At 39.9% G+C, this 13,190-nt stretch carries 8 protein-coding genes and 1 pseudogene; 5 read left to right on the forward strand and 4 right to left on the reverse strand.

The features are described from left to right. Nucleotides 1-6: 6 nt before the first annotated feature. From AACR75_RS11420 to nrdD, 3 genes and pseudogenes are all read right to left on the reverse strand, one after another. On the reverse strand, nt 7-1,188 hold the full coding sequence (locus AACR75_RS11420) for an amino acid aminotransferase (RefSeq protein WP_013867862.1): 1,182 nt from the start codon (nt 1,186-1,188) through the stop codon (nt 7-9). A gap of 62 nt (nt 1,189-1,250) precedes the next feature. Next, complete coding sequence (nrdG, locus tag AACR75_RS11425; RefSeq protein WP_047690379.1) at nt 1,251-1,718, reverse strand: anaerobic ribonucleoside-triphosphate reductase-activating protein; 468 nt, start codon at nt 1,716-1,718, stop codon at nt 1,251-1,253. Between the two features lie 23 nt (nt 1,719-1,741). Beyond that, a pseudogene (gene nrdD, locus AACR75_RS11430) lies at nt 1,742-3,013 on the reverse strand (anaerobic ribonucleoside-triphosphate reductase); the annotation flags it as partial. A gap of 110 nt (nt 3,014-3,123) precedes the next feature. Between nrdD and AACR75_RS11435 the strand changes: the two are divergent. The 5 genes from AACR75_RS11435 to AACR75_RS11455 are packed head-to-tail and all read left to right on the forward strand — an operon-like array spanning nt 3,124 to nt 12,033. Further along, nucleotides 3,124-4,632, forward strand: coding sequence for a tyrosine-type recombinase/integrase (locus AACR75_RS11435; RefSeq protein ID WP_047690382.1), 1,509 nt, complete (start codon nt 3,124-3,126; stop codon nt 4,630-4,632). Further along, the gene (locus AACR75_RS11440; protein ID WP_047690385.1) at nt 4,629-8,471 is read left to right on the forward strand and encodes a hypothetical protein; all 3,843 of its coding nucleotides are present in this window, start codon (nt 4,629-4,631) and stop codon (nt 8,469-8,471) included. The genes AACR75_RS11435 and AACR75_RS11440 overlap by 4 nt, the downstream gene beginning before the upstream one ends. After that, nucleotides 8,464-9,084 (forward strand): hypothetical protein, encoded by a 621-nt coding sequence (locus tag AACR75_RS11445; RefSeq protein ID WP_047690388.1) that lies wholly within the window; start codon nt 8,464-8,466, stop codon nt 9,082-9,084. The genes AACR75_RS11440 and AACR75_RS11445 overlap by 8 nt, the downstream gene beginning before the upstream one ends. A 2-nt stretch (nt 9,085-9,086) precedes the next feature. Beyond that, on the forward strand, nt 9,087-9,632 hold the full coding sequence (locus AACR75_RS11450) for a hypothetical protein (RefSeq protein WP_047690390.1): 546 nt from the start codon (nt 9,087-9,089) through the stop codon (nt 9,630-9,632). Next, nucleotides 9,619-12,033, forward strand: a complete 2,415-nt coding sequence (locus AACR75_RS11455; RefSeq protein WP_047690392.1) for an ATP-dependent DNA helicase — start codon at nt 9,619-9,621, stop codon at nt 12,031-12,033. Before AACR75_RS11450 ends, AACR75_RS11455 begins: the two co-directional genes overlap by 14 nt. 222 nt (nt 12,034-12,255) lie before the next feature. On the opposite strand, the gene AACR75_RS11460 is transcribed toward AACR75_RS11455, so the two are convergent. Next, nucleotides 12,256-13,134, reverse strand: a complete 879-nt coding sequence (locus tag AACR75_RS11460; RefSeq protein ID WP_047690394.1) for a bacteriophage abortive infection AbiH family protein — start codon at nt 13,132-13,134, stop codon at nt 12,256-12,258. Between the last annotated feature and the right edge of the window lie 56 nt (nt 13,135-13,190).

The raw sequence follows: 13,190 nt of genomic DNA on the forward strand, positions 1-13,190 counted from the left end.
AAATATTTAAGAGACATTCACTATGGCTTGAGCAACATACGGAATATGTTGTTCTGATAAGCCTGCAATGTTAATTCGGCCATCACCTACCCCATAGATTCCGTATTGATCTCGTAGCTGAGCCATCTGTTCTGGAGTAAAGCCTAGCACAGTAAACATCCCTTTGTGACTTTCGATAAAGTCGAATTGTGAAGTATTGTGCTGATTTCTCAAATGATTACACAAGGTTTGACGCAGGTTTAACAAACGCTGTTGCATTTCACTTAACTCTTGCTTCCAAATCGCGGTTAATGCTTGATTTTGTAAAATAGTTTTCACCAATGCCGCACCATGATCGGGCGGCATAGTGTAGGTCGAACGGGCTAACGTTAGTAATTTACCTTTCGCATTCGCCACATCTTGTGCGTTTTTACCGACCACAATCGCGGCACCTGTTCGTTCTCGGTAGAGACCAAAGTTCTTTGAACAAGAGGTGGTGATCAACATCTCTTCGACGTTGTTTGCCATAAAACGCAGCCCTTTCACATCCTCTTCAAGACCTTCACCAAACCCTTGGTAGGCAACATCAACAAAAGGGATGAAGCCATTTTTCTGCGCAAGACTGGTGATCGCTTGCCATGCGGCGAAATCAATATCCGCGCCCGTTGGGTTATGGCAACAACCATGGATAAGCACCACATCTTTTGGCCCTGCTTGCGATAAATCATCAAGCATCCGCGCAGTATCGACTTGCTTAGTCTCGCGACAGAAGTAAGAATAATATTTCACTTTTAAACCCGCCGCTTCCATCACAGGTTTATGATTGACGTAACTTGGGTCAGTAATCCATACCGTCGTTTCGGGTTGTGCTACGTGCATTAAGTCACCGAGCATACGCAGCGCACCGCTTGCTCCGGGCGTTTGAATCGCAGCCACACGATCAAGCACTGAAGTGCCAGACAATAATAAGTTCACCATGCTTTGGTTAAACTCTTCACACCCAGCAAGCCCAACATACGATTTAGTGGTTTGTGTGGCAATCACGTGCTCTTGCGCTTTGGCAATGGCGCGCATAATCGGCGTCTCTCCTTGGCTATTACGATAAACGCCAATGCCTAGGTCAACTTTTTCGCTGCGAGGATCGTTGCGGTATGCAACCGATAATGAAAGTATTGGATCGAGTGTTGGTGTTGGTAAATGTGAAAACATGAAGGTCACAACCCTTTGAAATTCAAGTAATGACCTTCAAGTTAGCACTAGATACATAATTTTTACAGTTTAAATTGATGGATTATTTGATTGGCACTGCCTCGCCATTCTAAGCTTGGATCGGCTTTATCCTGTTCAAATTTTCCATCAATCAAGACATCAACATATTCAATGACTTGTCTTTGAGCATCATTGAGTTCGTTTAGGGTATATCCCGTCCATAACCAGATATCTTTCCCCACACATTCAGTCTTTACTCGTTTAACCAACTGCAAAATAGAAGCAAGGTTTTGCGGGTGTAAAGGATCGCCACCCGACAAGGATAATCCTCGGCGCTTGATGCGCGTGTCGTTCAAATCGGTGATGATCTGCTGCTCTAGTTGCTCATTGTAAGTGTGGCCAGAATGCAGCGACCAAGTCCCTTTGTTATAACATCCTTTGCACTGATGTTCACAGCCGGAGACGAACAGCGTACAACGCGTCCCCGGGCCATTCACAACATCAATCGGATGATATTGGTGATAATTCATGCCAACAGGTTACTCACTATCACTTACAAGTGTTTAACGCGACGTTTAACTTCTTCTTGTTTACCGAAGTTAAACGGACGAGCATCTGGGCTACCAAGGTAGCCACACACGCGGCGGGTTACGGAGACTTTGGATGAGTCGTGATTACCACATTTAGGACAGGTAAACCCTTTACTCGTACACTCAAATTCGCCAGTAAAACCGCATTCATAGCACTCATCAATTGGCGTATTGGTCCCATAATAAGGAACACGGCTGTAACTGTAATCCCAAACGTTTTCAAGCGCTTCTATGTTTTTCTGCATATTCGGAAACTCTCCATAACAGATAAATCCACCACTTGAAACCTCTGGATATGGCATCTCAAAATCAATCTTATCGTATGGATTAACTTTCTTTTGCACATCCAAATGGAAGCTATTGGTGTAATAACCTTTATCCGTTACACCTTCAATCACACCAAATTCTTTGGTGTCAATACGGCAGAAACGGCTGCAGAGGTTCTCACTTGGCGTACCGTACAAACTGAACGCGTAACCGGTTTCTTCCGCCCATTGGTTAACGGCCCCTTTCAGGTATTTAATGATATCTAACGCGCGATCTCGCAGTTCACTATCATCATAAACATGTGTATCACTGCCATAGAGTGCAGTAATGGTTTCGTGCACACCGATGTAGCCCAAAGAGATAGATGCTCGGCCATTTTTGAATATATCGGCAATAGAATCATCGGCTTTTAAACGAACACCACATGCCCCTTCCATATACAAAATAGGTGCGACGCGTGCTTTGACTTTTTCAAGGCGGCTGATGCGAGTTTCTAAAGCACGGCGAGCCAGTTTTAATTTTTTATCGAGTAATGTGTAGAACTGTTCAATATTTCGGCCCGCTTTCAGCGCGATACGAGGTAAATTGAGACTGACTACCCCCAAATTATTCCGCCCTTCGTGAATCAGCTCACCACCTTCTTCATATGTATTTAAGAAGCTGCGGCAACCCATTGGGGTTTTGAATGAACCAGTCACTTCAACTACTTTGTCGTAGTTGAGAATATCCGGGTACATGCGTTTGGTCGCACACTCTAATGCGAGTTGTTTAATGTCATAATTTGGATCTTCCGCTTTATGATTTAAGCCATCTTTGATGGCAAATACCAATTTAGGGAATACAGCCGTTTTACGATTTTTGCCTAAGCCAGCAATGCGATTTTTCAAAATTGACTGTTGAATCAATTTAGAGGCCCAACTGGTCCCTAGACCAAAGCCGAAAGTGACAAACGGAGTTTGCCCATTATGTATTATATCAGTCATTCTCATTCTATTTTTAATAGAAAGATAACATTGAGCCTTATACAACAATGAGTTATTGTAATATTGATTATAATTAAAGGACTTTGACTGCTCTCATGAAATTAAAAAATGTCAGATACGTAACCAACAGACAAACGACGATTGTTAATTCTCGAGTAGTCGAAACGACCTCTCATCACCTCTACAGGATTAGTGATGGTTGTGAAATCGAGGAATTTCGGTCTTACGAAGAGGAAGTGGTACGTCTAGCCGAAACTACAACTAAAAAGCAAAATCTGAGTCCTAACACTCTCAATTCATACAGAGGAGCTGTCATTAAATTTATAGATTACCTCCATGAAGCAGGTGTTATGGGATCTGACGTCCCTTTAAATTTAACTCATGCACATAAAGTAATCACTAGCTACCCAGCATACATCCAAAAAGAGCCAAAAAAGAATGCCACGCATGAAGTTCTAGTTTTGCGAGAATTAATGGAAAGCTTCCGTCCCAATCTTGGCAATAATGCAATAAATGTGCATTTAAATGCAATTGAGCACTACATCAAAATATCTGAACGTTATGCTAGGGCAACTCATACCAGAGCCTGCCGCGCAATGGGTATCTCTCCATCAGAGACCGAATACCAGCCGTTGTTTGATCAAGTTTGGAATTCATCAGAACTTTCACATTCACAAAAATTATATTGGCAGAATAATACCGCTCTGGGTGGAATTCTCGGTGCGCATAATATTAAAGGAGAAATGAATCAAATATTCTCACGTCAACCCACTGATGAGTCGCCTGTTCGCGATAAAGTTGCGATTACGCAGGAAGAAATAAAAACCTTGCTCAATCAGGAATCCTTATCAGTTCGTGATAGAACGTTATATGCCCTGCTATTCGCTAGCGGATTACGGATTAGTGAAGCATTGCTACTCCAATTAGCACATATTGATTTTACAGAGCGAAGGATCTTTTTGACCCCAAACATATCAAAACGTGGCTTAACCTTAGAAGAAATTAGATTATGTTCTGCATGGAAAGGGCGTAGAACTCTGAACAACGAAGTAAACCTGTTTGGTGTAGCTGAAGGAATTTTCTGGAATTCACTGCACGAACTCCTAACATCTATGATCACTGATTATAGCCATGATTTTTTGTTCACATTTGAGAAAGGTATTAATAAAGGTCGTCCTTACCTACTGACTCAAAGAGCCGATGAAAAACGCAGTCACTCTAATATAGTTACCCGATTCAAAAAAGCTTTAATGGATGCTGGCATTTCAGAAGAACTACTACACGGGCCGCATTTTGCTCGACATGCACTAGTTTTCTATTTAAATACTGAATGCCCTCGCCTAACTGAGGATGGAAAGCTAATTTACGGTTATGAACTCAACGATATCAGCAAATTGATAGGTCATACAAACCCTCTTAGCACAGAAAAATACAACAGAGACAATTCAGAAAAATTAAATCAAGAGCACAAGCTTGCTCGTGAGGTTACACGCCTGAACTTAAATGAACAACAGGCTGAATTACTGAAAGAACAACACTATCATCTAGCCCAAGCAAAAAAATTAGAGGGGATGCTATTGAAATTAGAGGATCATAAAAAATGATATTCAATACAACAAATGCACTTTATTACCCATCTGGTAAAGACAAAGCTAATAAGCGTTGTACGGAAATTGCTCTAGATCTTAAGACTCGTGTATCTGCCTTCTTTTCTAATGTCGGTGTTGACAAAAAGTTTTGTATTCCAGAGATGGAAATATTAGATCGAAGCTCAAACATTAGTATAGGCAGGGCTGATGTACGATGCGTAATCTGTGAAATAGCTGAAAATATAACGGATACAGGAAAACTATTTTCAATCGCATCTCAAACAGCTAGCGCTTCCAACTTTGCAACCAGAAAGAGCAACGCAAACAAACATAATCACAAGGGAAATATTGGTGCAGTCGCATTCATAAAACATACTGAGGAATTATTTCTATCTGTTGGAATTAAACCCGAACAAATTAGTAAAGGGGCATATCAAGCGGTAATATTGTATTCTAGGTTAATACTAATCAAACTTTGGAGAGAGGGCTTAGTTGTATTACCAGTTTCAGCCGATTTTGAGCTAGGATCGAAACGCTTTGAAGAATTTGCTCAGTTTAAACCGACTAACCACAAGTCAAAACCGCCAATGTACGGAGCGTCTAATGCTTACTGCATGTTGTTACAAAATGAGTTTACACAGCTTATTAACGACATTCAGAGCGCTACTCCACTAGAGGCACTAGTCATCGAACATGAAGAAGGAAGATGTTACGATGCAATGTCAAGTATCATCTATTGTAGTACTCTGTATACACCCCAAGAGATTAATATTAAATCTTACGATGGCATTATAAAATTACTCTGCCTATATGACACTTTTGACATAAAGAGGCCTGCTGATGCTAGCCTGCTCAAGGAACTATCAGGTGGAGTCATCCCATTTAAAGCTCTACGTTCTAGATTAAAGGATTTCCGAGCTTTTGCAACCAAATTAGGTTGTCATAAAAAAGACATATTAAGTGGTCATACACGTGCTATCACCGTTCCCTACAAATCTGAATTACTCCAACTCCAGTCTATATCGCAATTTAATTTTGATGAGGTCATGTACGAGAAGGATGAAGAAGCTCTTTTTCAGTTCTTCGCTGACAATGATTACCAAGCCACTCAAGAATTTTACAATCGCGGTTTGCTTGGGAAACCTGACTTCAGAGCATGGGATACGTATAAGGACAACCACCTAAAATCTCTTTCTAAACCTTCTTTTGCGAATGCCCAATGGGGATGGAATGTTATTTACCAATACATTGGTTATGTATCTTGTTGGTGCGATATGTTTCCAGAACAAGCAGAAATCGAAGGCATATTCACTCCAACGAGATTTAGGGATATGGATAGAGAAACATTCGTGGTTCGCTCGCACTCCAATCAAGACAAAGATACTGACCAATGGCCACGCACACTGAGCGATTTTTTACTACGTAAATCAGTTTCGGTGGCGACATGGGTAAAGGCAGCAATTAATTCAGTTGAGGATAATTTTCGTTTTAATACCGAACACGTTGGCTCAGGAGGTAAACTGCTATTACCAATGGAATTCACTAACGCTTGGCATAAATCACAACGAGGCATCAAGTTAGGATCTCTGAGCGAGTCTGTCAAAAAGGTATTTACAAGAGATGAATACGCCGTAGTTTTGCAAATCGCCTATGCCATTGAAAAGTATGGTGCTTATCTCCAAGAGCGGGTGCTAGAAGGATATAATTATCAACTACTCGGTTTTAGACCTGCAATTTCATACCATTCTGATAATCAATATAGGTTGATTGAAATTGGTGGAAGAATTTCAACTCCTGCTGGAATATTGAAATATCAAGTAGATAACACTCCACTAAATGGTGATATTGTAGAAAAAAAGACAATAGCTAACGTGTTCCACTGGGCGATACCTTTAGCGTATTACGATGATTTTATACGCGTTGGTGAAAATAATAATAAGGCTCTCAAACGTGCTGTTTATTCCCATGACTGCGCAGGATTTTCTCCAATAGTATGGTACGTTAATGATGAACTTAAATACTCCTACGTTCGGTTAGATAGTCCCTCGAAAATCATCGAAAACCTATTCTCGATGACTAACTTTGGAACCATAGAAACAAAAACAGAACACATGATCACCCCTCTACTTGGACCAATCAGAGGATTTATAGTGGCTCTTGAGCAGGGAATACGGCATAAACATATCCGCTATTTAGATAAACGTTTTTTCGATCAGTTCGTAGACCCAAAAAATGAGGACGGGATCGTTCAACTATTGATTAGCACTGATAAAAGTAGACGTAACCCCTGGAAAGCGAGTTCACACATCGATGTTGTAACAATGCTCAGAGCTGAAAGGGACTTTCAAAATTTGAGAGCAGATGTTGATCATCTGATTTCTTATAATGATACAGGCTTAGAAGTCGATGTATTATTTCGCAACGCATCAGGACAGCCCTTTTCAGAAATTGTGTGGGCAGACATTTGGAAGGCATTCTTAAACATTTCACAAAGTATTATCAATAACTCATTTAACGATGTCATAGAAGAATGCGAGTTTGTTAAGATGGTTCCATTATCAAGTAAAGATAGTATGACATCTCAAACGGTTGAAAAGATAATCTCATCTGATAGTGAATACGTTACCCGAGCCAAGGTTCCAGGAAAAAACGCCAAACTTGGGTTTGATGCTCAGGGTCATCGTGTAAAACTACTGGCATTACTGTCACCTCACTCAACTAGAACAACGTACGTTAGCCACCGAGTTGGCTACATTCCTATTGAGACTGTTAGTAAAAACATTGGTCATATGAAGGTGGCTACAACCTTCTATTACTTCAAAGAAACAGAAGAAGAAAGAGCGCGTAAGGTTGGTGAATATCGCAGAGCCAATCTGATGCTAGTGCGTGGTAGCAACAACACAGATAAAATCGTACCTATGCGCACTATGGATGTTTCTCAATCTGAAGTAAAGGAGTCATTCAAACATCGTCCTTCCGAGACAATGAGCTTATATGGTTTTACATCAATTCCAATTGTAACTGTTGATGATGACGGTAATGAAATCATTAACCCTACAGGTATGGATCTTGTTACTTCTACTCCTATGTCGATGATTGCCTTTTCATCCACACATATCTGTGTTCACAACATGGAATGTCCATCAGATATAATTACTGAAAATGGTGGTTATCAACGATGTGGAGTTTGCCGTATTAAGATTTGCCATATAGACAATCTGATATCGATTTCGCGTATAGTTCAGCGGTTGGAAATAGATTTAAAGAGTAACGTAACATCCCTGATAAATTTAAACAGGAGTAAAATTGATGACAAGGTTGTTCACAAAGTAGAGGTTGCTCAACTTAAAAGAGAGCAATCTGTTTTGAAGAGTGAATTGCTTGGTTGGCAAGCTGCCCTGCGTATCGTAGAACAAACACGGTTAAAGTTGTTGGATAAAAAGAATAATAACAAGTTTGTTGTTTCTGCACCAAAGTTGTTATCAAAGACGATATCGTGCGAGACATTTAAAATGTCACTCCCTGAATTATTTTTAAATCATATGACTACTATGAGTGATGTTCCGTCACTAAACAGTCCTGAAGTAGAAAAAATTATCGCAAAAATTGAGAAACGCATTCTATTGGAATCTAAACGGGCTAGTGAAGATGTTATGAGAGGAGTCGAAAGCTGTTTCGTAAATCATTCTCTAGATCCTCGACACATTATGTCTCCAATTATGAGCATGTTGGATGCCAAAATTATCACTAAGGAACAACTCATAGACGTAATTGAGAGTGATTTATCTAATACTCAACCTTTAATAAGAAGCCCATTGCAAAGTAATGTACTAGAGGCCTTATCTAATGGGTAATAAAAAGAAGAGAACGGAGTCTCTCGCTGATCGAATAGAACGCGTTGTTGAGATACTTGATACATATATCAAGACCCCAAGCCTCAAGGTGAGTATATCAAATATGGATCAGCTAGCGAGTAAATTAGCTAGGGAAACGGGAATTGGATACTCCACGTTACTTAAGAGCACGGCTAAAGGTGGTTACTACCGTGAATACCTCGATAGTGCATTACTAAAAATTGCACCTAGCATGGGTAAAATAGGCTCATTGGCACAACCTGAACCAAAAAATTGGGTACATCAAAAGGCTATATATGAGTCCAAAATTGGAATTTTAAACGAAAAGATAAACAAACTGAGATTGAATCTACAACAGGTAGAACTAGCACTTTCTACTGTGTCTCAGTCCAAACTGACACTACATGAGGTATCTGATATCAGACAAGCGGACATTGTAGTTGAAATGCTATGTAGAGCACTTGCCCAAATCTTGGACCATGAAGAAGTAGGATTAGACTTAATGCCCGACGGGAGTATTGAGTATTTCGGTGAAACTCTTGTTAGTTCAGATCAGGCTCAACCCTACTTAGCTTGGCAGGAACGTACCAAACCTGCCCTTCTCAAAGGATAAAGATGAACATTGAACCAATCAAACTGACAGCTGAGCAAGAGAATCTGCGTGGTGTTGCCAAATCTTCGCTATACGTCCAATGCTATAAACAAGTGATTAATCAGATGCGTGATAAAGGAATCAAATTCCCACGCGACAAACGTGGTACGAATGAGCTGGGAATTAATGTGACTAAACTGGCTAAATGGTGTGCTTTTAAGGATCGCGCAACATTGTATAACAACTCTACTATCAGGAAGGCACTTCCTGAAGACATACGAGATATTGGAATTGAGGATCAAGAACCGAAATCAATAATAGAAAAAAAACATGAAAATTTGGTTGCTGATCAAGCAAGAGATATAAATGAACAAGGCGCTCTAATACTGACTCTCAATGCCCGCATACAAATGCTTGAGCAGCAATTGAAAGAGAAGGATTCAATAATATTTAATTTGGAAGTGAGTTTGGCAGGCTCTGAGCAAACTGTAAAAAACCATATGGCGTGCCATGCAGAGCAGATCGCTAATTCTATTCTCAGCGGAGGGCGGACATTTGATCGAGCTTAGATTATTGGTAACAAATACCAGTAAATTAAGGAACTCTTATATTGTTTATGGTAATAACACTGCGAACAATAAAAGACTGTCTATACTCATCAATAACGAAGATACATATAAGACACCTTGTGAAGGTGAAGTATGGATATTTTCTTGCACAAACAATAAAAATCTGGTCAATTACCGCTCTCAATACTCGGCTATATCAGGCAGGTTACTTTTATCTGCCTTTCATGATGTCGAGCACGATCTTAGTGTTCTAGAACGAGCATTACGTCAACACGAGTTACCTACCCTTACAAAGCAACTATTCTTCAAGCATCCCGAATTCCGAGGAATTGGTTGTGGAGAGCAACGAATTAAAACAGCAATTCGGAGAGTTGGATCTGCAAGACTGTTCTTAAATGAACTAAAAAACAACAATCTAGCTGCCATTGTTGATGCATTTAATAGTACCGAACGTGGACTCGCGTTTCTAACGGCATACAACTCCGTTCAGGCTGAATTTGAATCTATTGAATTTATCGAAATGGCTGGGTATGACAAACGTACAGCGCATAGACTCATCAGGTTATTAGGGCGAAACACAAAGGCTTTATTGACGAGTAATCCTTACGCTCCTATTCGCTTCGGCTGTAGATTTAATAATGCATGGGGGGTTGCCGAACGATTACGAAAGACCAAAGAAATTAATATTCCAGACAACTCCACTTTTAGGTTGATTGGTGCAATTGACTACGTTGTATATCGCTCACTAAAGCAAAACCATACTGCTATAAGTAAAGAAAAATTCAGGGTAGCACTATCATCGTTGATTGGAGAAAAATTAGTTGATGTGGCTATTAACACAGGACTGTCACAAATGGTTCTATGTAGAACTAGTAAAGGAAACTATCAAGGTGTCGGATTAGCCTATCTTGAAAACATCGTCGAAAAATCAATGGCGAAGAAATTAGTCAATTCAATTGAAGCAAAACCATCAGATGAAAGAATCATCACTCTGATAAACGAGTTTGATGGATACTTATTTAAAATTAAGGGATTCCACCTTACAGAAGAGCAAAAAACACTCGCACTCAACTCGCTGAGCCATAATCTTTCAGTTACTCAGGGAGAGGGGGGAACTGGTAAAAGTACTGCTCTGGCATGCATTAAGTACGTGTGTAACCGTCTAGACAGAGCTGTGTATTTTGTTGCAGTTTCAGGCATAGCCAAAAAACGTGTTAAGGATGAGTTGGAACGAATGCGAGTGATTCGAAAATCAAACATAAATCTTTTCGGAGACAGCGAAGATGAGGTATGTTGTTATACGGTGCGAGGGATAATTCGTCAGGTCGAACTAACCGTAGAAAATCCAAATATAAATAAAGCAATACAGCTACACCAGAAGCCACTAATTGTGTTTGATGAATCTTCAATGCTGGATTTATCACTTATAGTTGAGTTTGCATCTTTGTTCGATAAACATGCTATTGATTACAGTATCTCAATGGTGGGAGATATTGCTCAAATCGCTCCTGTTGGTTTTGGGGTTATTTGGCAACATCTCGTAAACCTAGGCAGATTGAAGCCTGATATTTTGCCATACAGTGAACTTAGTACTGTCCATAGGCAGAAATCTGACAATCCGATCAGAGATGTTGCGAAACTTGTAAGAGCCGTAGGTCATCTCAAACAGGATAAATGGGATGACAGAACATATGAGTTTTCAAGCAATCCACTAAGCGCCCTAACCCACCTAAGTTCATTTAAAGGTCAAGCTGGCGTCTACTACCTGCAAGTTAATGACTCACAAATCATTGCAAATGCATATGCGTTATCCAAAAAACTTGGGTTAGATAGTTCCCAAGTCATTACACCTTTTTCAAATGCAGATAACCTACTTTCTACTGTATCGATAAATAACCAGTTCATAATAAATGAGCGAAAGTGTAGCGACTCCCAAACTTTATGGGGATTTGGTATAGGTGAACGAGTTATTGTCACAAAAAACTTTGCACCACTTGATCTATACAATGGTGACATTGCAACTGTCACTGACATTCACTACGAACAAGTTGAAGCTGGCGGAGATATACAAAAGAAACTTGTCTGCCAGTTTAGTCAAAGGACTATCACTATAGATGAGAACACTTGTTTTGATGCTGGGTTAGAACATTCTTATGGTATCACCATTCATAAAACACAAGGCTCAGAGTTTACCTTCACGATAGTTCTATTACCCAAATCCACCTCCACATCTTTTGTGGAGAACAGTATGATTTATACAGCGCTAACGCGTTCTAAAACTGCCACCATTTTTATCGGTGACATGGAAATATTAACAATGGCAATTAACAGCAAACCCGCATACATGAGAATTTGTTCGGGGTTTGATCTTGACGCAGAGTTATCGAAGGCTAAAGTGTAGCAACTCATACTCGATCTTACACATCCGCTGGTTGGTCACAACTAGATCGTACAGTAGGCATGCTTGTATCGTAACTCAAAAATGGACATGTTTTATCGCAATTGCTAATTTAGCAAGATTTTGATTACTTAAAGTATTACAAAACTCGCTTAAGTCGATGTCCAGTCTTACAAGAGCAGATCAAACTGACGCTATATAACTCAAGTAATCTCAAACACTCGCCTATCCAGTTATCGGATAGGTTATCTCGAGATCACTAGAAGGAGATGAACTTAACCGATGTTGAGGCACGCCAAGAGCTATCAATTTATCTTGCGTATACGATATGCCATCACCATAATTCCAGTTCTCCCAAACAGCATTAGGGTAAGCTTCCAAGATGCATCTAAAGTACAGAACATCAATATCATTGACCGAATGGCCTATCACAATGATTTTTGTAACATCTCCGTAGCCTTCTAGTTGAGCACGATGACGTTCTAGTATCTCAGCTACTGGTTTGTGAAACTTATCTGTAACTGAAGCAACTGTTCTTTGGGACTCATCAAACCAAGGCTCGTCTTCATTCCATGGTATCGATGTAGATTGGTTGCCATTCCCGATTCCATGTCCAAAAATGACATTCGATCTGGCTTTACCATGAATATGCAGAACATCTTCGTCAGGAACTGAATATATGTCTTGGAGAGTAGATGTATAGTTGAAGTTAATGAACTTAGATCCATTAGGAAATTCAAATAATTGCGTGGCTGTGGTTACCTCTATTGCTCTTATCCAAGTTTTGAACGTATCTGTTACTGCATCCACCAATTCATCTACTTTTATAGTCATCTCATCTTCATAGCCATACAGTAAGCTACTTGAAGAGTCCGCCAGCTCATCTAAGCTTGGCTGTAATACGGCTTGCTCGCTGAAATCACCCTCATTGAAAACACCTAAGTTTTCTTCAAAGTTAGACCACTCTTGATCATCGTAAAACTCAGGGAAAAAGACAAAATGCTCGTTTAGATCATCATGATGGTTTTGATGGAAATGCCAATAACTTGTAGGTAATCCATTCTGAATATCAAAACCATTACCGATTATGACTAAAGTTGTCACGCCAATACTCCCCTACAGATAATATCTCAAAGTTACAAGTTACAAGTTACAAGTTA

Origin of the sequence: Vibrio sp. ZOR0018 (genome assembly GCF_963865925.1) — a bacterium.
Classification (GTDB): Bacteria; Pseudomonadota; Gammaproteobacteria; order Enterobacterales; family Vibrionaceae; genus Vibrio; species Vibrio anguillarum.

Bases quoted from the DNA above. Each gene is read 5' to 3' on its own strand.
- AACR75_RS11445 (WP_047690388.1), top strand. From the start codon at position 8,464: ATGGGTAATAAAAAGAAGAGAACGGAGTCTCTCGCTGATCGAATAGAA.
- AACR75_RS11435 (WP_047690382.1), top strand. From the start codon at position 3,124: ATGAAATTAAAAAATGTCAGATACGTAACCAACAGACAAACGACGATT.
- AACR75_RS11440 (WP_047690385.1), top strand. From the start codon at position 4,629: ATGATATTCAATACAACAAATGCACTTTATTACCCATCTGGTAAAGAC.
- nrdG (WP_047690379.1), bottom strand. From the start codon at position 1,718: ATGAATTATCACCAATATCATCCGATTGATGTTGTGAATGGCCCGGGG.
- AACR75_RS11420 (WP_013867862.1), bottom strand. From the start codon at position 1,188: ATGTTTTCACATTTACCAACACCAACACTCGATCCAATACTTTCATTA.
- AACR75_RS11450 (WP_047690390.1), top strand. From the start codon at position 9,087: ATGAACATTGAACCAATCAAACTGACAGCTGAGCAAGAGAATCTGCGT.